The following is a 20,450-nucleotide window of genomic DNA, read 5'->3' as shown; positions in this document are numbered from 1 at the left end:
AAGAATCAAATGTTGGAGAAAATAAAAAAGTCCCCCATGGAGGACTTAAAAAATAGTTACTTGAAAAACATATTCTTTTTCTCTTCAAGCACAGATGTTTCCTTTTTCCGGATCCCTTCTTTTTTTCTGCACCAAAAATAATACCGCAAGACCCGTAGTAATGGGCACCGCAAGAATAATGCCAATACTTCCTACCATAGTGCGGATAATTTCTGATGCAAATATTTCTCTATTTATTATCAAAAAAACAGATGCTTCAGATCCATAAAAGAGAAGCAATAACGGAAGTGCCGCGCCCGTATACGCAAGTGCAAGCGTATTCACTAACGCTCCTACATGCTCCTTGCCTATACGAAGCGCGCGAGCATACACATCTTTCCGCGAAAGCGAGGCGTCCACATGAAAAATCTCTTTTACCGCAGCCGCTTGCGTTATTGCTATATCATCAAGAAGTCCCAAAACACCAATAATAATGGCTCCCAGTAATAATCCCTGAAAATCCAAAGCGCCCGCGGTATTAAAATTCAAAAAAACACTTGTGTCATCGGTAAAACCGGATAAACGGGTTGCCCGTACCGAAATGAGCGCTAAAAGCACGGTAACACAAATAGTAACAATGGTACCGAGGAGTGCCGCTGTTGATGTGCGCGTCAAGCCATGAGTAAAATAAATAGCGATCACCAGAATAACAATAGAAACACCTGCGCTCACCAAGAGTGGCGATACGCCCGAAAGAATAGACGGAAGCAAAAAATAAAAAATAACAAAAAAACTGCCGGCAAGACTCATAAGCGCGCGGATGCCTTGCTTCCCCCCGAATACGATCACAAGCAACATAAATAATCCTACAAAAAAGAACAAAGAATTGCGCCTATCGACGTCATCCACAGTATAAAATGTTTCCCCGGTGGGCGCTTCCAACGCGCGCACAAATATAGTATCTCCCACACGAAGACGCATCCTATCGTTTTCAAGTTCTATAGTATCGCCTTTTTTCTCGCCCGAAAGAACTTCGCCTCGTATATTTTGAAAAAACGCTTTGGCGTCCGTCCCGATAATGGGGCGTTCTCCTTCCTGAGTAATATCCAGCACTTTCAATCGAAACATTTCGGGAATTGCTTGTTCTTGAGCCAAAACAAATACAGGCCCTAGAATAAAAAGACCGGCACACCACATATGCAATATAATGCGTGCATTTATGCGCATGATTTGCAAACGCCGAATAATTCTAACGAGTGTTTCCGCACGGAAGAAAAGCGCCTTGATTGTTTAAGCGCCTCTTTTTCTATGCGTTCTGCGGTACATCCTTCAAAATCCTCTATAGCACCGCATTCAGTGCATACGATATGGTGATGGTCTTTCGCATCAGCTATTTCGTAATACACGCGTCCTTTACCAAATTCAACACGCCGGACAATTCCTGATCGCTCAAATAATCGAAGTATGCGGTATGCTGTCGCTTGGTCAAGCACGCTTCGCAATACGCGCGCGATATCATGCACGGAAAGGGGCTTTTTTGAACGAGAAAGAAGCAGGAGCGTCGCCATTCTCTCTGCCGTAACTCTATAACCCGCATCATGAAGTATTGTTTTAAATTTTTCTTTTTTTTGCTTCATACGACCATTATATCCCACACAATGTCACAATAAAGCCGCGTTCGTGCGCGGCCTTATAAAAGAACTATATATTGCCGTTCTGTATTGCTCGCTTAAGCTCCGCAACCTCATCCCGGGTAAGAGTGATACCGCCGCGTTCTGGCTTATCAGCATCCTCAATACGCATACCTCCGTCTTCTGTGGAACTGATGCTCGCACAACAACTCCCCGTATGGCACAAAAAAACACTCAGGCCATCAGTGGTCTTGCTCATATATACCTCCTTGGTTTGGGATTTTCAATATAATAGCGCACACACAAAATAAATGCAAATAATTCGCATCTACTTGACATGGTGTGCGTATGCGCTATAGTCAAATGCAAAGGTCCATTTTAATATAAAAAGAGGATATATGGAAACACACACATTCTATGCTCTCATAAGTGTTTTTGCGGTAAGCCTTATCGCGCTTATCGGACTTATCATCATCTCAATAGATGAAAAAAAGATACGCAAAGCGGTATTTTTTCTTGTCGCGCTTGCGATAGGTGCGCTTCTCGGCGACGCTTTTTTGCACCTGATTCCCGAGGCACTCGAGACGGGCGGCGGCTCGCCGCTTATTCCGCTTCTCGTTATCGCGGGCATTGTATTCTTTTTTATATTTGAAAAAATACTCGGCTGGCACCATCACCACCACGAAAAACCTACAGATTGCGAAGACTGCCAAGACATTCTTCCTGTGGGCAGGCTCATTCTGCTTTCGGACGGCCTCCACAACCTCGTAGACGGCATTATTATCGGCGCAAGCTATCTTATAAGTGTTGAGGTGGGCATTGCGACAACACTTGCGATAATCCTTCATGAAATTCCTCAAGAAATCGGGGATTTTGGCATACTGATTCACGCAGGATATTCAAAAGCAAAAGCGCTCTGGTTTAATTTCCTCTCTGCACTAGTTGCTATAACGGGCGTTCTTCTTGTAGTTATCTTTGGGGGTACCATAGAGCCGCTGCTCCCCTTTATCATTGCGCTTGCAGCGGGAAACTTTATCTATATTGCAACCGCAGATCTTATCCCCGAGCTTCATAAGCAGCACGGCACAAAACAATCGCTCCTTGAAATACTCTTTATCCTCGTAGGAATTGCCGCAATGTTCTCCTTGCTTTTCTTTGAGTAGCTCCTAAAAACAGTATCTTAAAAACAAAAAAATCCCCAGCATGTGGGATTTTTTTGTTGCAGTACTCCTTTTTGGCAGTTAGTCCGCTCTTATATAGTGTGCGCCCTCGGCATAAAATCCTCGGATTTTCGCGATTTGGACGCATATAAAAAATTATTTGATCGGAACCGCCCTATATAAGAGTACTGCTATCTTCATAGTACTCTTTCCCGCAAAAATTACAAGTGGATAACTGAACACTACGCCGCAAGCCACCCGCCATCTACATATATCGTAGAACCGGTAATATAGCTTGCCTCATCCGAAGCCAAAAACACTACAGCGGCAGACACTTCTTCGGACTTTCCTATCCGTTTCAGCGGCAAAGAAGCAATGAGCCCCTCCATTGCCTCCTTTGGCATCTCTGCTGCATTTACCATCGGCGTATCAATAGCGCCCGGGGCTATAGCGTTTACCAAAATACCCAATGGCGCAAATTCTATAGCAAGCGATTCCGTCATCCCGATAACTCCGCCCTTTGCCGCTGTATAGTGGGTGCCACCCAAAATACCCACACCCGTCTGCCCCGAAGCAATTGAGGCAATGTTAATAATCCTACCCCAAGAATTTTTTGCCATCTCGCGTGCTGCGCGCTGAGCGCACAAAAATTGCCCCTTGAGATCTATATCTATCATTTGGTCCCATTCTTTTTCCGTTATATCTAGCGCGGGGCGCGATTTATAAATACCCGCATTGTTCACCAAAATATCGAGCCTCCCAAACTGTTTGATAACATCATCAAACACTGCTTCCACTTCTGCTTTATTGGAAACATCCATTTTGAAACATGCCGCCTTGCCTCCCGCTTTTGTTATTTCTTCCACAACCGGCATGCACTCATTCGCATCAATGTCAGTTACCGCAACGGAAGCGCCTTGATGCGCCAACGCAAGCGCATGCGTACGCCCCATACCTCGACGCGCTCCTGTCACTAACGCCACCCTGTTAGTTAATTCAAACATACACAATTCAGTATTACACAAAAAACATCCCCGCAGCCATTGCCGCCATGAGAATGTCTTCAAAAAACGTTACTTTGGTCATAGGTATTTTAAACACCACACCAAGACAAGCACATGGGATGGTGTTCTTTTTCACTAGCTCCTGCCCTACTCCAATAGCCCCGATGCACATGATTGCTATTGTTATTACTTGAACAAGAGCAAGTTGGAACGAAAAAAGATACGAAAACCCAAGCCCTAACTCTATTATGGGGTATGTATACCCATACACCCTACTTCGTTTTGCGACAATGTCGTATATCTGGTATGCATCCACAAAGCCCTTCCATCGTATGATTTTAAATCCTCCGAATACGATAAAAAATGCTCCCATAAAATTGCGCATAAGATACGCGGTCTCCCACGCACCCGCTCGCATGCTTTGCATAATCGTGAAAAGAGCAATAACCCCAAAAATAACCACAAGGGGAATAAAATCGCGGAATGAACGGCGAATCGCTGACGTATCCACATGTCCCGCGTGTTCCTGCCCATGAGTGTGTTCGTGCATACTATTCATTTTCTTTTACCAGCTCTGCAAATTCCTTTTGGACCTTGTCGAGCTTGGGGTTGATAACTATTTGACAATAGGGATTTTGCGGATTTTTCTCAAAATAATCTTTGTGATAATCTTCTGCTTCATAAAACGCATCAAGCGGCTGTATTGCGGTTATTATTGGCTCGCCTTCCTCCATTGATCCGTTTAATTTTTCGATAAACGCTTCCGCTTCTTTTTTTTGCTCTTCGTCCGTGTACAAAATAATGGAGCGATACTGTTCACCGACATCATTTCCCTGGCGGTTGGGCGTTGTCGGGTCATGCGTTGCAAAAAATACCGTTAACAAATCATGGAGCGGCATGATATCAGCATCATATTCAATGCGCACGACTTCGGCATGTCCTGTTTTATGCGCTGATACGTCTTCATAGGAAGGGTCTTTTGTCGTACCGCCCGCATAACCCGGGGTTACAGAAAGAACACCCTTAAGCATTTTGAACACGGCTTCGGTGCACCAAAAACAGCCTCCGCCAAAAACAATTACTTTTTTATTCATATCGTCATCATAACAAAAATACCGCATAGGCGGTATTTTTGTTATTTATACATTTTGCATATTACCCGAACGTAAACGCAAATGCCTGGAGTCCGGGCTGCTTTATCATTATCCAGAGGACATGCTCGCCGTAGTCTCCATGCAAATCTATCAGATTATACAGGTCATGTGCGCCGAACCGCACAACACCATTTTCATCAACATCCGCGCCCTTGTATGCCGCATCAACCCGCTCTCCATCAAGATATATCTCTGCTTCTATCTCGCCACCGTCAGTCCCGGCAACAAGATTTACTTTTGACGCAGAAAACCCGAGTATGATTGCACCCTCGCCGTTCTTGAGCACCGTATCCTCCGGCCCTATCTGCCACGAGCCATCTAAATTAAATGTATTTCGCTGAATATCTGTTTTTGCATCAAAATCGCAAACCGAATCCAAACATGAGCGTAAAAATGTATTTCCAATATATTGCAAACGGTCGTACCCAAAATACATTTCGGGAGACTGCACCTTATCAAACTCAACATCCTGGATATACTCCGGGTTTTTTTCGTCCAGCGTAACCGCATCTTCTCCTAATACGGCGCTCCGTTCATTTAACAATTCTACTATCTTCTGTTCCGTTTCTTCGTACGCTCCTTCACCAATGTGGTCATACACAATAAAGCCATCTATATCTATCAAGTATTTGCGTGGCCAATACCGGTTCTCATACGATCGCCATGTAGAATAGTCGTTATCTAATACAACCGGATATTCAATGCCAAATTTCTCCACCGCACGAGCCACGTTGTCATAATCTTTCTCAAATTCAAACTCGGGCGTGTGAAGACCCAAAATAACCAGCCCGTCGTCCGCATATTTTTCATACCATGAATTTAAATACGGGGTAGTGCGCTGGCAATTGATACAGGAATATGTCCAAAAATCAACCAAGATGATTTTTTTACCGATAAGCTCGCTTATCGTAACACCATCGGTATTGATAAATCCGTCCGGCGTTGATATTTCTTTTGCCGGTTCAAATTTTTTTTCTTTTTCGGCAACGCGCTCTCCTTCGTTCAAGATAGTTACATCTTGGTTCCCCAATAATGACGGGATGTCCGCTTTCCGTGATTCAAGATACACTATCGCACCCACAACAAGCACCAGTACTACAACAGAAAAGATTGTTTGTTTTGATACAGTCATCACTGCAGCAACAAGTTATTAAGAAAACCGAAATTTGCTATCAAATTCAAGCTCTGGGTAAAAACAAGCACTCCGAGAACGATCAGAATGATGCCGAATGCCTTGCTTACATACGAAAGTGCTCCTGCATACCGGTTGATATAAGCCTCTGCGCGGGAAACAAAAAGCCCCACGATCAGAAACGGAACGCCAAGCCCTAATGAATACATAAACAAGAGATAAAATGCTTTCCCGGGAGCGGTGGCCGCCAGTCCAAGAATAGCGCCAAGCGCTGCACCCACGCATGGAGTCCACCCGGCAGCAAACGCAGCGCCGAATAAAAATGAGGTGATGTATGAATTTGCGAATTTCTTTTTTACGGCGAATTTATGCTGCTGTTCTAAGAACGGGATATGAAAGAGCCCAGCAAGATACAACCCAAAAAAGATAATGATCGCACCGCCAATCCTCGCGAGCCATATCTGAACATCATACGCAACCGATTCTAAAAGCGTGTTCAGGAGCACACCCAACAGGGCAAATACGACCGAAAATCCGAGAACAAACACAAAGCTGTTCAAAAAGATACGGAGCCGGCTTGCGGATTCCGAAGTAGATGTTCCTGAAAGATACGCCAAAAAGCCCGGGACTATCGGGAGCACACAGGGAGATAAAAACGATACCAACCCTGCTAAAAAAGCGACGATGAACGACACATCAAGCATAATTAATTCACTGCTATGGCATTAATTTCGGATATGTAGCGGTTCTCTTCCCATGACTCAGGAGATTTGAGTACCCGCTCTCCATTTTTCAAGATGACTTTCGTATGCTGATAGGCAACACCGAACTGGCGCGCAAGGTCTTTTTCGTATTGGTCGGTTTCGTTATCGTTAAAGTTCACACGGAAACCGATAATATCTGCATCTGAAAACCCGTTGAACGCCGATTGCATCTTCGGAAATTCCGCCTTACATATCGGGCACCAGTTCGCATAAAAGTAAAGCACTACTATCTTTTTTGAGGAAAGAGCTTTTTCGTAATCCATTTTTGAAAAATCAAGGAGCAGTGACTCCGACCCCGCAAGCACCACGCTGCTAAAAGATGTCTCTGTGTCTGCGCCATCCATTGAATCCTTGCTCGCGGTATTATCTTTATCATCTTTTTTCGGTGCTTCTTCCTCCGTCATGCCCGTATCTTTTTCGGTATCCATACGCTCCTCGCTGCCGCGATCAGTAGCGGTGTTCTTCTCTAAAACAATGTATGCGCCGCCACCCAAAAGAATAATCGCCGCAAAAACTATCAGAATGACCGTTCCAAATCCTGTGCGGGTTTCGCGCATGGCTATTTCACTATAATAGAACCAAACTCCGATGCGTTCAGATGGTCATGATAATTCCATGTCCCCGCTTCAGTGAACGTAAAAGAGTACGACTGCCCGGAAACAATTTCTCGGCACGCGTCAAAAATAGTTGCTGCTTCTGCTGTGCCGCATTTTTTTATGTCCGAACCGGGATATACGGTGTGTGTCGGATGAAACGCGGATGCAGGCCAAAATGAGCGCCCGCTTTCATTCATAAAACGGACCGTGTCACCGACACTCACATTCACGGGAGACGGAGAAAAGCCATTCTGCGTATAGGTGACAGTAACTGTTTTTGGAGATTCACCCTCCATCATCACATCACCGCCTTCCATCATTTCATCAACCCCTTCATTGCCCGGCGCGGGTACTTCCATGGTTGCGTCTCCTTCCATCATTTCATCTCCTTCCATCATGGCATCATCCTTCGTCATGTCATCTTCCATCATGGCGTCATCGCCCTTGTATGTATCGGATGATCGCTGCATGTACACTACAGCGCCAATAATACCCGCCGCGATTATCACAATAATAAGCGGCATAATAAATCCTTTTGATTTCATGATTAAAAAAATCTATAAGTGCTAATAAAAAATAAAAAGACCCTGTCCCGTTAGAAGCAACTGGCAAAAGTTCTTATGCCGAGAGCAAGCTTCTCCTCGGGTATACTCACCAGTATAGCGCTTTTAAAAAAGATGTAAAGCATGCTTTACATCTCCTGTGGATAGATCAATATCGCATCCTGCTATAGATCATGCCTACGGTCTTCCCCATGACCATAATAAGAAGCGCCGCAATAATCCAGGGGTCAGTATGATGCGTCATAACCGCCTGCACCAAAAGCACGCTCGCAAGCGTTGCCATGCCTAACAAGTACCCGATGCGCGCCGCAATCATCCGATGCAAGTCCTCGCGTTCATCGCGCACGCGCTCGCGCCACACAAACACCAAAAACACAGCGAACAATATGACGAATACCGCGCTAACCATATAGAGCAGGGGTGCGGGCATCCATATCATAAAAGGATTCAAAAACAGAATACCAAGCGCTATAAGAATGACCGATATTATGATTTCCTTTGCAAACACAGTGTGCATACTATCATTTCTTACTAAAAATAAAAATTTTTTCAACCGGTTCCCTAAAAAACCGTGATATCTTTAATGCTAAAAGCACCGAAGGGATATAATTTCCTTTTTCTATCGCAATAACGGTCTGACGGGTAACGCCTAGGCTGTCTGCGAGCTCCTGCTGTGTGATGCCCCGCTTGCTCCGCAAATCATATACACTATTTGAAACATATTCTCTCATGATGCAGTCATACTATACCAAATATTAAAAAAATAAAAACGGCCGAACATATTTCGTTCGGCCGCAGCTAAAACAGCGTCTTGGGATTTATTTTTTTTCTTCTGCTCTTTTGAGCGAGACGGATACTATGCCCCGCTTATTCGTGTCTTGTATGCTCTCAACAAGAACAGGCATGTGTTCTATATTTTGTTCGCGAGCAAGAACAATTGGGATAGCAATAATGTTGCCTGGATCGATAATGCGAGCGTAAGACCTTCTCATAAGTATCTCGCATTCCCCGCGCTCCGCCAGAGCGCGTAAACACTTGCCGCCCAGCATGATAGTAAGCCCCATTCATACCTCCCGCAAAACTTTTTTTGTGAGCCCCTCCCGCACTATTAAATCAAACATTGCCGGCTTTTCAAATATCCATGGAGTGAACAGAACAAGCCAGCGTAAGCGAGGGTACCGTTTAATGCGTTGCCTATAATAATACTGCCGCTCCCATTTATCCGCAAAAAAATGCTGCATAGCCCAGATAACGTCCACAACGGATACCCGTTCCCGATAATGCCCGAACTCCTGATATTCATCCCAAGCAAGATATAATTTTGCCCGGAACCACGGAGCCGTAAAAAAGGTAATTACATAATATACAGCATACGCAACCCAAAAAACTACCGATCTTTTCTTTTTTTGTTCTTCGTTCATTATTAATCCTCCTCTGCGGAGGATTCTATCATATTTTTTATGTTTTGTCAACCTATTCCATTACACCTATCTCGCCTATTTTTTGTTCCTCTTCGCTTTTGATATAGTAGGAAAAATACATTCTTTCACAAAGGAGACGCCCCCATGGGAAGCGCTAATCTCAAAAAGAAGCTTGAGGAGACAAAGCAATACATCAAAAAGCTCAAGCAGCAAAAACAAGAACTGTTGGCAGAATCAAAAAAAATGCTGGGGAACATACACAGTCTTGAAGAACATATCCGGGATGCGGAACGGGATATCAAGACAATCTCCGACCGTATCTTTATAGAAACCGGGATACCAGAAGCCGCCATAGCCCTCAGAAATAAGATTCTTTGCGCTATGGCAAAAACATCAAACGGCGATATCACCGTCCGCCAATACAGCACGCTGCTGAATGACATTGACGCAATGAAAGAAACATTAGGAAGGGAGTGCCCCCACCCATGTGTCCTGAGCTACGACGGCTACGAGGGTTCGTATATACATGATTATGATGATGATACGAGCGGATACCGCTTATGCGTCGTGTGCGGTTTCGGTGAACACGAAAAAACACCGGGGAAAGATGATTATCAAACACTTAACGAAGAAAAAGGCAAGCGTACTGTCCGCCGCGATTTGCGTGACGACTATACCGCACGGACCGACACCTATCCATCTATTTGGGATATGCCACTCAAAACATTCATCCAGATGTTTAAACGCTCAGCCGGCAAAATGAATGCCGACTGGAAAGAGAAAGCATAATTATACAAAAACCGCCGCATATCGCGGCGGATTTTTTATAGTGTGTCTAAAATGACTTCCGTTTTGTTATTTCAAACCGAAACAGATATTCGCTGTCTTCTATCAGTACACCCGCAAATGGCTCTGGCTCTGCAGATACAAGCGTTATTTCTTCAGCCTCCGTAGTAATAGGCATACCGAGAACAAATATTTGATTAGCCTCTCCAAGTCCGCTTACTAAACGGGCACGAAGCCGTATAGTCCCCGCCTGGATACACACCGCGTCCGTCGGACAACGGCTATCCTCAAGCACTTCAAGCGGCGTAATAGTAACATCCAAGTCTCCTGCGGTTTCTCCAAGCCTCATCGAGACGAATGCCTGCACATCAATTAAATCAATAAGCGCATCTATCGCGCTGTCGCTTGAGATGTCGGCTTTCAAACGGCGCGACACATGCAAAAGCAATTGTTTGTAGCCCTCCGATGAAATCGTGAGTTCCGCAGAAGATATCGGGCTCTCTTGCTCGCGCATAAACTCAAGCGCGCCGTCTACGACACTATATCGCCCCTCAAATGTCTCCACACCATCAAAATCATTCACCACGAGCCCGGGAAACGCAATCATAAGCAAATGCGCGTCAAACCCTTCAATGGGCTGGCCGCCTATAGCGTCAACGCCCCGCGCAATCATTTGTTTTTCAAAATAACCGGACATGGCGTCGCTTATCCCGTTTAGGGGTTCGTCTCCTCCGGGGTATGCGTCTTTTTGCATGTTCCTGACATACAGCGCGCCCGCCACTAATACTATTACAAGAATAGAAATAATAACCGCTTTCATATACAAATCAAAAATAAATAATAATTCTTTTCCCTATTATGCTACGGGAGGGGACGAAACACAATCTCAATAACATAAAAAGCGCATCGCAACGGATACGCTTTTTTATTCACTGTTGTTATGAGGTTTTTTCTTTTATTCCTGCTGTGGGGCAACTAACAAGTATCGGGCACGTCTCTTCTTTTACAAAAGAATACCCCTGCCACACTACAGAATTGCGGAGCGCCGGTGTCGCGTATATCGCGCCCGCCACACACCCAACTATTACTGCAATCGCTGCTACAACCGAGCCCACAATCAGGCCTGCATATTTGAGATATACAAGTAACGCGGGCCAAAATAAGATTCCGCGCTCCTGCATTATCTCCATGCTTGGGAACACCACAAGCAAACCAAAAAGTATCAACGCAACAACCGTCTTCCAGACGTAACCAAACCAGGAATATTTGTTATCAAGCCATATCATGCCGATTATGAACGACAAGGCTCCGATAACACCGCCTGTTACCATGAGGGAGCTCCTTGCGTCTTTTATGAACGCGTACACGATAGCAGGCACAACACCGATTAAGAATGCCGCGATAACCGCTACAAGCATCCCTAAAATTATAGTTTCTACGGTACGCCAGTATGCCTTGCAAAGAGAGACGGTATCACCCCACCCATTGCCCCATATCGAATCCATCACTCGCCAATACCAATTATTCGGATTGTAGCAGAGTTGTCCGTTCGGCAACATGCCTACCTGCATGAACGAGGACACGAATATAATAAATGCAGATACGAAAAGCAGGGTCATGATGCCGAGGAGCCCGAACACAAAAAGTGCACCCCAGCTAACATCAATCACCCAAAAAGATCCGACACCAAGAACAGCCATGATGAAAGACAACATTATTCGTAATCGAATCATGCTCAATACCTCCTATTTTCAACATGCTGAATTTTTAAAATTATAGATAAAAAACATATATATGTCAATCCCTATGCCGGTCAACGCTTCTCCCCCGACACCTTTTTTATAACAAAGAAAACAACAGAAGCGGACACAATACCGACAACCGCTCCTCCTAACACATCCACCGGGTAGTGGACGCCCCCGACAACCCGGCTCATAGAGATAAGCAATGCCGCAACGAAAAACCACACGCCCCAGGCCTTGTTGTAAAAGTATATTGCCGCCGCAAACGCAAAAAAGAAAGCCGCGTGCCCCGAGGGAAACGACCAGGAATACTCAGAGAAAAGCGCATGAACATTCATATCAAAAAGTGGACGCTCCCGATGATAGAACAACCGGATTATTTCAGTAATAATAGCCCGTGAAAGAAAAACAGATGCGAACGAAACCCACAATAGCTGTATTTTTCTCTGCCGCGAATAGTGCGACACATATAATAGTATAAAAAATGCAACTATAACGGGATATTGGGCATATTCCGCAAAAAAAATGATTATCCAGTCAGCAATCCGGGATTGCCCGGCATATGCATGCAACGCATTGAATAGCGTAAGATCGAATCCCATACAATATATATTCTATTCTGTATAAAAAAATATTGATACACTATATATGTGAAACCATTTCCTTATTTTCAACACAAAGAATTTAAAATTTTTAAGACATTAAATTCTCCTCATAAGATACAAGACTTTCTAGATACGCTTCCTATTAATTTTGAATTAGGAGGAGAAACATATCGCTCTCCGCTCTACACGCTGCGCCACAAAGAAGCCCATTGCATGGAAGGGGCAATGCTCGCCGCAGCCATTCTTTGGTATCACGGCGAAAAGCCCCTCATCGTAGATCTCAACACCATAGACGAAGACGACAATCATGTCGTTACCGTATTTAAGCGCCATAACCGATGGGGAGCGCTCAGCAAAACAAACCATGTGATACTTCGCTACCGCGATCCGATATACCGGTCCCTGCGCGAACTCATGCTTTCCTACTTCAATGAATATTATGTAGAAGACGGGACCAAAACACTAAGGAGTTACTCACGGCCTTTTAATCTCGCAACATACAGTCCGGATTGGGTCGTTACCGATAAAGATGCCTGGGATCTCGTTGAAAAATTAGATTACATACCTCACACCCCCCTCTTCCATCCAAAGATAGAAAAATCACTGCGCCTTGCGGATTCCATGGAGCGAGAAGTAATAAAAATGACTGAATGGAAGGAACCCGAAAAAAAATAAAAGAACGGATGAGCCGCTCTTTTATTTTTTATACGGCTTTTTCTTAGTACGGTTTGTTTTTAGGGTAACTATTGCCACATGTTTTTTATACCGGAACGCCGAAGGTGTGCGATACGCGGGCATTCCTTTTTTCCCGCCGGTCTTTGCGTAGTTTTTCATAGAGTATTTTTTGCAGACGTGCCTGCAGAAATCCGTACCGGATTTTTCCGGTATAAAAACATCTGGAACAATAAAACGGTTACCGCAACGGCACCCGGAGCGTTTGCAATAATAATATAGTTATCACTCTGAATAATGCCGTACAAAAACCACCCCCAAAATGTAAAAAACACCAACACGCACAATATGTTTGAAAATCCTTCGAGTGATTTGCGCTTCCAATTTTTATAGATTTGCGCAGGAAGACCAATAACAGAGTATGTAATGGTGATTGCGGTAACAAACCATCCCATAACATCAGGGGTGATACCCGCGTGTATCTGTGCAATCAATTGGCTGAACATATAAGCATACCCATCATACAGCACCACATATAAAAACAAAACCGGGCGGATGCCCGGTTTATGCACAGATAGAATAGCTATTTTTTCAGGTGGCTTTTCTCAAGCGCTATAAGATTACGAACGCCGTTCGCAAGCACCCGGATGATGTCTGCTTCCGAAATGCCGAGCCGCTGCTTGTTTGAAATATCATATACGCCGCCTGCACTTTCGGAATGTTCTCCGTGTATCCCGCGCACCGAAAGCTTAAGCGCATCGCATGCTTCTTTGAGCTTTCCGCTTTTCTCAAGCCCCGCAAGCTTAATATGCACGCTTGCACGCATTGCGGTTCCTAAATTCGTAGGACAGCTTGAAAGGAATCCGTATCTCTCGGAATAGGCAAAGTCCAGCTTCTTCTCGAGCGCCGTGAATGCGCGCACCAAGCGGTTGTACACCGAGTGAAGATTGCCGCCCTGTTCCATAGAGATGATGCGCAGCTGGTCTTCTTCGTTCACCCATACCAAGAACTTCTTGTCTGCGGAATGAAAAATACCCCGAGCATCAGGCCAGTCGCGGTTTGCACCGGCACTCTCCAAAAAGCGGTCGCCCTGCTTGAATAAAAAGTGGTCGGCGACTAACTGCGCGCGTATATCTTCTTTCATCCCCGCAAGCGGATAATACATGCCCGCAAGATCATCCGTTAATGTACCGAGTGCTGAGACTATCTTTTGTTCAACCTCTTTCCGCTCTTCCTGAGTGATGCCCGGCGCAAAGGGATACCCTTTGAGATTCCGCCCGACACGAACCCGCGTAGAAATAATAAACTCGCCCGTCGGATCCAAATCTTTTAGTTCATCTTCGGCAACCGCAAAATCACGTCTATGCGAATCGCCCTCGCCAAACCCATGGTATGCCGTAATTATCTTTTTTAAAAATGGACCAAAGGTCTCAAGGGATTCTTCGTCAGGGATGTATACCCCCACTCCGCTATCGGTGTTTTCAACCCCGGAACGGATAACATCAGCAATCGCAAAACCACGGCTTGTGCGTGCGCCTTCCAGTGAATCTAATAATTCCGGCTCTAAATGCTTTGCAAGAAGAGACGAACTGCCGCGTAACGCGGAAAGGATGTCTTGGTGTGTCATATAGCCTCCTTTTATGTGAACTAAATCTATAACGCAGTATACCCAAATATGCTCACATGGTAACCTTGACAAAAACAAAAAATAAGGTCTTATAAAACCTCCTATTTATATATATTGTCGCGTTTATTTCTTTTTCCCGAAGAGCTTATGCACCAAAAAGAACATAAGTAAGCCAAGATTTACGAGTACCAGCGCCCAGGTAAGAAAGAATAGGCTAAATACGATAGTACCGAATGTGGTTGATACCCACCACAAGGGCGGATACGCGGTATGGAGCGTGCTGCAAAGCGCCGCGTCCCCCACCGTCTTGAGGCAGTCGGCAACTGCCCCCGAACTTAAAAATGTATACATATATGTTCAGTATATCAAATCTATGAATGCTAAAGAAAATACGGTATGCTGTTTTTATACACACATGCCCGCCGGCGGACGGGCATCCGTCGTTTATTATTGATTCCGCCTGCATATCAATCATGTTCCATCATTCAGTGCACGCGAAAAAACAGCTTATCGGCCTTGTAGTAACGGCACTCGCCCTCCAGGGCGTATTGTCGCTCGTGGGGTATTGGGGATTCTATTCTCTCCAGCCTCTCTTGCTGTGGGCTATCCGCGCGTTCCTCATATTTGAACTTGTAGTGTGGACATATTCTGCGGTAAAGCACATCAACCGCCCCCTGCCCCTCATCGGAAAATACGCAGAAAAGGCATTCTAATTATTTTACGATAAAAACCCCGCATATGCGGGGTTTTTTCTATTTCGTTTTTACAAAAACAAAAACCGGATGCCGGCAAGAAGCAAAATACTATAAATAATTTTATTGAACAATGGCGCGGGAATCCGCGACACAAGCGCTTTCCCCGCGAAACTCCCGAGCACCGCGACAACAAGCACAGCTCCCCATAAAAAGAAATTAACTTCCAACAGACCTGTTTTAAAATACACCCCTATACGCGTGATATCCACGAAAAACGCTATCGCAAAAGATGTCCCTAAAAAATATTCTTTTTTTAAATGAAGTGATGATAATGCCGCGGTCCGTATTGCGCCCGCAGTACCGATAACTCCCGCGACAAACCCGACGACGCCCCCCGTAATTACTATAGCGCCATCCGAGCGGGGTAAGCGCGCCTCCTTCCCGATAAGCGAGAGAATTGCATACGCTATTAAAAAAACGCCGAGCAATATCTCAAGGCCACGCCCCGGAATATAGGCAATAAGATAGGCTCCCACAAAGGAAAATAATATCCCTCCGACAGAAAACAATAACCCTATCCGCCAATTTATATACCGCCACCAGATAATACCGTCCACAAACTGTCCGATAAAATGAAAAAGGCCTACGATGGCAATGGTCGTTTTAATATCAAAGAAGAATGCCGCGATCGGCGTAAGCATAAGCCCCGAACCAAATCCCGCGATTGTCCCCACGGCCTCGGCTACAAGCGCGCTTGCTAAAAAGATAACGAGAGAAATCTCTGTCATTTTTTCTTATGCTGCAAAAAGAGCGTCATCCCCGACTGCCCGCACTGCAATAAAAACAAAGCACCGATAATGAGCGCGGGGAGAGTAATCAAGCCGAAACTGAAAAAATCTCTGTATGTATGAAAAAAGAAAACAGAAACCACCCCGAGCGCGATAAAAAATGCGCCGCCCACATCTGGCTTGCGCCATGAAACAACAAGCGCCGCGACAAGCAGGAACGACGGAATAAGATGCACAAAAAGCGCGAGCAATAATTCGCCCTTGCCATATCCTTGCCCGAATACATCAAGCGCAAATACGCTCACAAAAGCGATAAAAAATAATCCGAGCATCCGCGATGTCCAGGTAAGCATTTTCATTGTTCTTATTATAATACCAAAAATAAACGGCTCACACCCCGTATGAGCCGTTTATTCGGTCGTCTGTCCGTCAAAATGCTCCTCTTTTTCGTCCGCCTTTGTCGGCTGGAGCGTGCCGTCTTTGTGCTCGGGCGGTGAATAGATAGTGTAGAGCTTGAGATCTTCGTCTCCAGTGTTTATGACATTGTGCCACATGCCCGCAGGAACAACGACCGCATCGTCCCCCGCCACTTCATGCTCTTCGGTCTTGTTCAAAATAACTTTTGCCGTCCCGCTTTCAAAACGAATGAACTGGTCATGCTCCTCGTGTATCTCTTCGCCTATCTCTTCCCCGGGCTTGAGGCTCATAAGCACCAGCTGGCTGTTTTTCGCAGTATACAAGACACGCCGGTAATCGGTGTTCTCAAGCGTTAACTTTTCTATGTTGGTGATAAATCCTTTCATACTATTATGTTATACCACAAGCCCCACAAATATGGGAATGATAAAAAGCAAAACAAGCACGGGCTGGATGAGCCGTAGCGGAATCCGGACATTGAACCACTCAAGCGCATAGTGATAAATACACGAATTCTTTGCTATGAGCAGTTTGCGCTCGCGCTTACGAAAATAATTTTCCCATACGGTAAACGGGCATCCCCGAAACATATACCACAACCCGAACACGACTGGCGTCAGAACTATCGCTGCCGGGAAAAAATAAGAAGAAAAAAATTCCGAATACCATACTGCAAAAATGGGCGAACTTAACGAAAACAGCACAAACGAGCCGAATACAATACTATGCAATATAAGAACTGTTTTTGATGTCATGATCGCCTTCTATGATAACGCAAAAATCCGCCTCTGTGTAGGCGGATTTTTTACACTGCAAGATACATTTAAAATATTGCGATTAATGCAACTGCAGTAAGAGCAATAAGTATCAAAAATGCAACGGTATATAATAAGAACCCTAATGCTTCTTTTTTCTTGCCATCTAAATACCAGATGATAGGACGCAGCAATACAATAGAACCCATGATTGCCGCCGAAATCACAAACATGAGAAGAAATACCACCGGACCCAAAATCTCACCCGGCTTATCCGGTCCGAGAATTTGCCCGACACGGCTCATAAATGTTGCGACAGCAGCAATATATAGAGTGCCCGCAATTGCATGCAAAAATGCGTGCGCAATAAGTGTAGGTTTTTTCATGCTTCTATTAAACATAAGTATTCTTCCTCAAACAAGTGAGCAGCTAGGGTGTTAAAAGAGCGCCGGCAATCGCCTGCTGCTGCTCCCATGTTAAGCGGACGGTTTCGGTGGGTACATCAGATACTTTACCGAATCCGCAGGAGTTTGGATTGGGATCATTTGCCTGCACTATCGCAATGCTTGTTTTTGACTGCAAGCCGTACGCGGTTGTGTGTTTGTGATAGTGCGGCGCTCCGCATGCGTCCTCTGGGTTGTTGCCAACCGTAAACTGGTCTTTGGGATAATATTTCCCGCCAATAACAAGCATGTCTACCGGGTAGGTGCTCCCCACAACGCCCTGCGGCAACACACCTGCCGCAACCGCATCATCAACTGATACATACCGCTGTATGTATATTTTATTTATAACTGTGGCGCCCTTCCTCCACATGGGGTAGTGCATTTGAGAAGACGGTTGGCCGGCGCGCTTGGGGAAAAACTGCCATGACTCGTTCCCGGTAGGTGTAGCTGAATCGCGCCCGCGAAGCGTAGCACTCGAGCCGTTTGAAGATACGCCAGTAAGCGTTACGACATGGCTTGCGACATGATTGTTCCCTTGTGGAGTTACTTCGATAAACGCAAGATCCATTTCTACAACAGCGCCGCTTTGTATCGCGTTTGCTATATCTTCAATAGACGGGTTTGATATTTCGGTCGTAACAATAGGAAGATTATATCTTCGCATAAACGCGTTTTTGCCTGCAATGTAATTTTTATCCAAAACACCCGCAACGCCTTCATCGCCAAATTTGAGATCCGATTTGAGCTGGTCTACCATGGTCTCTGCTGAAGGCAAATCGTTCCTGCCGTTCGCGCCCGCAAGCCCGGTAAGGTTGTTCGTAATGGATGTCGGCGCGCATTCCATATTTGATTGGCGCAAATCGCCGATATTCAGCTGGCTGTCTACATTCACCGTGGGAAAGGTTTGGGCATACGCGACAGGCATGCGCGCCGAAAAACCGTCGGCATACCCTCTGTACACTCCCGGACCATTGCCCGGGACATCAAGTCCCAAAATATCATTCAATTCAAATGATTCCGTAGTAATAGTTATCGTACGCGTATTCTCGCCGTCCCACCAGCCTTCTGTCATGGGTTCCGCCGAAAATGCTGCAATACCTGTAATAGTGCTTGGCAGCTCTCCTTCGGGCAAGTCTACCGCAAAATTGTTGTCCGTACCTCTCTGGACATAACTAATCTGGTTTTCAGCTACCCACTCGTCATCCTCGTATGCACCGCTGTCATTCAGGTCAAGCGCAATATTGATTAATGAATAATTGCCGTCGTCAGTAAACGACAACGAAAGCGCCCCGCCTCCGTTTGATTCTCCTTTTATAGTGTAGGTATAGAGCACGCCTTCCCCGCCAATAGTGTCAGGGGCAAGCGCGGTGTATCCCGCTTTTGGAGACGGACCCTTCCAAAAGAAAAGCCCGGCAGCGCCCACAATAATAACCGCGATAATGAGTATTTTTTTCATAAAATCTATTATGCCGCATGTGACAAATAACGCAAATAAAAAATCCCCGGATGCACCGGGGGTAGTATACGAGAGCTGTTATTCCTTTAGCATGCGCCCGCCAAAATAAAAGACAGTGACAATCAGAATCGCCCACCAGAGCCACATAACACTCATGAGCGCTTCCCGGAAATACAGACCCAAAAGAACACCGAGAGACCCAAGCCCAATCTTTAAAAAGCTCACCTCCCACCATTCAAATGTGTGTTTTTTAAATATTTTCATACCCTGTTAAAATAGTGCTAATAATAATTTATTTAATAAGCGTTGTCACCAATACTCCTGCCGCAACGAGCGAACCGCCTAAAACATTGCCGAGCGTTGGCTTTTCGCTCAAAAAAACGAATGCCAAAATAATAGTAAGCGCAACACTTAATTTGTCAATAGGAGCAACGCGCGACGCTTCTCCCAATTGAAGCGCCTTGTAATAAAAAAGCCACGAAAGTCCGGTTGCAATCGCCGAAAGAATGATGAAGGTATAAGTGTATTTTGGTATCTTAAAAATATCAGCCGCGTTTCCCTGCACAAAGACAATACCCCACGCAAACGCAACAATAATGACCGTGCGTATCGCGACCATAAGGTTGCTATCTATCCCCCGCACGCCTATCTTTCCAAAGATAGCGACCAATGACGCAAAGAATGCCGACAAAATTGCATAGATGACCCAGCTCATACTTTCATTATACTATTAAAAAATAAAAGCGGAATGCGTGTATACGCTATTCCGCTTTTTGAATTATCCAAAAATTTCTTCTTTGAACGATTTCCATTCGTCAGTCAGGGCAATTAAAATCACCCCTCCACCAAAAAGAAAAACCGCAGAAAAAAATAGTATCCATGCTAAACCTGTTAGAGTGGCGGAGGAATTCCACAAGATCATGCCAATTATAAAGAACAAGAAACCTGCAATGCCAAGCAATGTTACTGAAACACTAATAGCGCTTATCAAGAAAAGCACAAGCCCCCACGCACCAAGCCCAGACCATCTCAGTACACTTTTCATCAACATATTAAA

Annotated in this window: 32 protein-coding genes; 4 read left to right on the top strand and 28 right to left on the bottom strand. The window is 45.1% G+C overall.

All coding sequences use genetic code 11. The features are described from left to right. Positions 1–84: 84 nt before the first annotated feature. Together COU47_03370 and COU47_03365 are read right to left on the bottom strand one after the other, a co-directional pair. A complete protein-coding gene (locus tag COU47_03370) occupies positions 85–1,206 on the bottom strand; it encodes a hypothetical protein (GenBank protein PIR69384.1) in 1,122 nt (373 codons plus the stop codon). Next, positions 1,197–1,616 (bottom strand): hypothetical protein, encoded by a 420-nt coding sequence (locus COU47_03365; protein PIR69383.1) that lies wholly within the window; start codon positions 1,614–1,616, stop codon positions 1,197–1,199. Before COU47_03365 ends, COU47_03370 begins: the two co-directional genes overlap by 10 nt. Positions 1,617–2,008: 392 nt before the next feature. Here COU47_03365 and COU47_03360 point away from each other — a divergent pair, with 392 nt between their 5' ends. Then, entirely contained in the window at positions 2,009–2,773 is a 765-nt protein-coding gene (locus COU47_03360) for a ZIP family metal transporter (protein ID PIR69382.1), read from the top strand. Positions 2,774–3,012: 239 nt separating this feature from the next. On the opposite strand, the gene COU47_03355 is transcribed toward COU47_03360, so the two are convergent. From COU47_03355 to COU47_03305, 11 genes are all read right to left on the bottom strand, one after another. After that, the gene (locus COU47_03355; GenBank protein ID PIR69381.1) at positions 3,013–3,774 is read right to left on the bottom strand and encodes a hypothetical protein; all 762 of its coding nucleotides are present in this window, start codon (positions 3,772–3,774) and stop codon (positions 3,013–3,015) included. Positions 3,775–3,787: 13 nt separating this feature from the next. Then, a complete protein-coding gene (locus COU47_03350; GenBank protein PIR69380.1) occupies positions 3,788–4,324 on the bottom strand; it encodes a hypothetical protein in 537 nt (178 codons plus the stop codon). 1 nt (position 4,325) lies between these two features. Further along, the gene (msrA, locus tag COU47_03345) at positions 4,326–4,868 is read right to left on the bottom strand and encodes a peptide-methionine (S)-S-oxide reductase (protein ID PIR69379.1); all 543 of its coding nucleotides are present in this window, start codon (positions 4,866–4,868) and stop codon (positions 4,326–4,328) included. A gap of 61 nt (positions 4,869–4,929) precedes the next feature. Continuing rightward, a complete protein-coding gene (locus COU47_03340; GenBank protein PIR69378.1) occupies positions 4,930–6,060 on the bottom strand; it encodes a thiol-disulfide isomerase in 1,131 nt (376 codons plus the stop codon). Beyond that, positions 6,060–6,764, bottom strand: coding sequence for a cytochrome C biogenesis protein (locus COU47_03335; protein ID PIR69377.1), 705 nt, complete (start codon positions 6,762–6,764; stop codon positions 6,060–6,062). Before COU47_03335 ends, COU47_03340 begins: the two co-directional genes overlap by 1 nt. Positions 6,765–6,766: 2 nt before the next feature. Continuing rightward, positions 6,767–7,381, bottom strand: a complete 615-nt coding sequence (locus tag COU47_03330) for a hypothetical protein (GenBank protein ID PIR69376.1) — start codon at positions 7,379–7,381, stop codon at positions 6,767–6,769. A gap of 2 nt (positions 7,382–7,383) precedes the next feature. Beyond that, on the bottom strand, positions 7,384–7,944 hold the full coding sequence (locus tag COU47_03325; GenBank protein ID PIR69375.1) for a hypothetical protein: 561 nt from the start codon (positions 7,942–7,944) through the stop codon (positions 7,384–7,386). Between the two features lie 187 nt (positions 7,945–8,131). After that, on the bottom strand, positions 8,132–8,500 hold the full coding sequence (locus COU47_03320) for a hypothetical protein (protein ID PIR69374.1): 369 nt from the start codon (positions 8,498–8,500) through the stop codon (positions 8,132–8,134). Positions 8,501–8,504: 4 nt separating this feature from the next. Beyond that, complete coding sequence (locus COU47_03315; GenBank protein ID PIR69373.1) at positions 8,505–8,714, bottom strand: transcriptional regulator; 210 nt, start codon at positions 8,712–8,714, stop codon at positions 8,505–8,507. Between the two features lie 87 nt (positions 8,715–8,801). Beyond that, entirely contained in the window at positions 8,802–9,047 is a 246-nt protein-coding gene (locus COU47_03310; protein ID PIR69372.1) for a hypothetical protein, read from the bottom strand. After that, entirely contained in the window at positions 9,048–9,404 is a 357-nt protein-coding gene (locus COU47_03305) for a hypothetical protein (GenBank protein ID PIR69371.1), read from the bottom strand. It lies immediately after the preceding gene. A gap of 144 nt (positions 9,405–9,548) precedes the next feature. Between COU47_03305 and COU47_03300 the strand changes: the two genes are divergently transcribed. Then, entirely contained in the window at positions 9,549–10,193 is a 645-nt protein-coding gene (locus COU47_03300) for a hypothetical protein (protein PIR69370.1), read from the top strand. Between the two features lie 46 nt (positions 10,194–10,239). On the opposite strand, the gene COU47_03295 is transcribed toward COU47_03300, so the two are convergent. The 3 genes from COU47_03295 to COU47_03285 form a co-directional block, all read right to left on the bottom strand. Continuing rightward, positions 10,240–11,010, bottom strand: a complete 771-nt coding sequence (locus tag COU47_03295) for a hypothetical protein (GenBank protein PIR69369.1) — start codon at positions 11,008–11,010, stop codon at positions 10,240–10,242. A 118-nt stretch (positions 11,011–11,128) separates the two neighbouring features. Further along, entirely contained in the window at positions 11,129–11,905 is a 777-nt protein-coding gene (locus tag COU47_03290) for a hypothetical protein (protein PIR69368.1), read from the bottom strand. Between the two features lie 98 nt (positions 11,906–12,003). Further along, positions 12,004–12,534, bottom strand: a complete 531-nt coding sequence (locus COU47_03285) for a hypothetical protein (GenBank protein ID PIR69367.1) — start codon at positions 12,532–12,534, stop codon at positions 12,004–12,006. A gap of 48 nt (positions 12,535–12,582) precedes the next feature. Between COU47_03285 and COU47_03280 the strand changes: the two genes are divergently transcribed. Then, complete coding sequence (locus COU47_03280; GenBank protein ID PIR69366.1) at positions 12,583–13,212, top strand: hypothetical protein; 630 nt, start codon at positions 12,583–12,585, stop codon at positions 13,210–13,212. A 155-nt stretch (positions 13,213–13,367) separates the two neighbouring features. Here the strand turns inward: COU47_03280 and COU47_03275 are convergent, their stop codons facing one another. The 3 genes from COU47_03275 to COU47_03265 all read right to left on the bottom strand — a co-directional run bounded on the left by COU47_03275 (position 13,368) and on the right by COU47_03265 (position 15,187). Further along, positions 13,368–13,781: a hypothetical protein gene (locus COU47_03275; protein PIR69365.1), complete on the bottom strand. Its 414-nt coding sequence runs from the start codon at positions 13,779–13,781 to the stop codon at positions 13,368–13,370. A gap of 11 nt (positions 13,782–13,792) precedes the next feature. Then, positions 13,793–14,836, bottom strand: a complete 1,044-nt coding sequence (locus COU47_03270) for an arginine kinase (protein PIR69364.1) — start codon at positions 14,834–14,836, stop codon at positions 13,793–13,795. Positions 14,837–14,959: 123 nt separating this feature from the next. Next, positions 14,960–15,187 carry a hypothetical protein gene (locus tag COU47_03265; protein ID PIR69363.1) on the bottom strand — a complete coding sequence of 76 codons (228 nt, stop codon included), beginning with the start codon at positions 15,185–15,187 and terminating at the stop codon, positions 14,960–14,962. A 26-nt stretch (positions 15,188–15,213) separates the two neighbouring features. Between COU47_03265 and COU47_03260 the strand changes: the two genes are divergently transcribed. Further along, positions 15,214–15,549 carry a hypothetical protein gene (locus COU47_03260; protein ID PIR69362.1) on the top strand — a complete coding sequence of 112 codons (336 nt, stop codon included), beginning with the start codon at positions 15,214–15,216 and terminating at the stop codon, positions 15,547–15,549. Positions 15,550–15,599: 50 nt separating this feature from the next. Here the strand turns inward: COU47_03260 and COU47_03255 are convergent, their stop codons facing one another. From COU47_03255 to COU47_03215, 9 genes are all read right to left on the bottom strand, one after another. Then, positions 15,600–16,319: a hypothetical protein gene (locus tag COU47_03255; protein PIR69361.1), complete on the bottom strand. Its 720-nt coding sequence runs from the start codon at positions 16,317–16,319 to the stop codon at positions 15,600–15,602. After that, on the bottom strand, positions 16,316–16,678 hold the full coding sequence (locus COU47_03250) for a hypothetical protein (GenBank protein ID PIR69360.1): 363 nt from the start codon (positions 16,676–16,678) through the stop codon (positions 16,316–16,318). Before COU47_03250 ends, COU47_03255 begins: the two co-directional genes overlap by 4 nt. Positions 16,679–16,729: 51 nt before the next feature. After that, positions 16,730–17,122, bottom strand: a complete 393-nt coding sequence (locus COU47_03245; protein ID PIR69359.1) for a cupin domain-containing protein — start codon at positions 17,120–17,122, stop codon at positions 16,730–16,732. Positions 17,123–17,131: 9 nt separating this feature from the next. Further along, positions 17,132–17,491: a hypothetical protein gene (locus tag COU47_03240; GenBank protein PIR69358.1), complete on the bottom strand. Its 360-nt coding sequence runs from the start codon at positions 17,489–17,491 to the stop codon at positions 17,132–17,134. Positions 17,492–17,559: 68 nt separating this feature from the next. Then, complete coding sequence (locus COU47_03235) at positions 17,560–17,877, bottom strand: hypothetical protein (GenBank protein ID PIR69357.1); 318 nt, start codon at positions 17,875–17,877, stop codon at positions 17,560–17,562. Between the two features lie 43 nt (positions 17,878–17,920). After that, positions 17,921–19,393 (bottom strand): hypothetical protein, encoded by a 1,473-nt coding sequence (locus COU47_03230; GenBank protein PIR69356.1) that lies wholly within the window; start codon positions 19,391–19,393, stop codon positions 17,921–17,923. A 78-nt stretch (positions 19,394–19,471) separates the two neighbouring features. Further along, positions 19,472–19,657 (bottom strand): hypothetical protein, encoded by a 186-nt coding sequence (locus COU47_03225; protein PIR69355.1) that lies wholly within the window; start codon positions 19,655–19,657, stop codon positions 19,472–19,474. Between the two features lie 28 nt (positions 19,658–19,685). After that, positions 19,686–20,108: a hypothetical protein gene (locus COU47_03220; protein PIR69354.1), complete on the bottom strand. Its 423-nt coding sequence runs from the start codon at positions 20,106–20,108 to the stop codon at positions 19,686–19,688. Between the two features lie 63 nt (positions 20,109–20,171). After that, positions 20,172–20,444, bottom strand: coding sequence for a hypothetical protein (locus COU47_03215; GenBank protein PIR69353.1), 273 nt, complete (start codon positions 20,442–20,444; stop codon positions 20,172–20,174). Positions 20,445–20,450 lie beyond the last annotated feature (6 nt).

The sequence above is a fragment of the Candidatus Niyogibacteria bacterium CG10_big_fil_rev_8_21_14_0_10_46_36 genome (assembly GCA_002772995.1).
In the GTDB taxonomy this organism is placed as follows: Bacteria; Patescibacteriota; Minisyncoccia; order 1-14-0-10-42-19; family 1-14-0-10-42-19; genus 1-14-0-10-46-36.
This window is presented reverse-complemented; position numbering and strand designations above follow the sequence as displayed.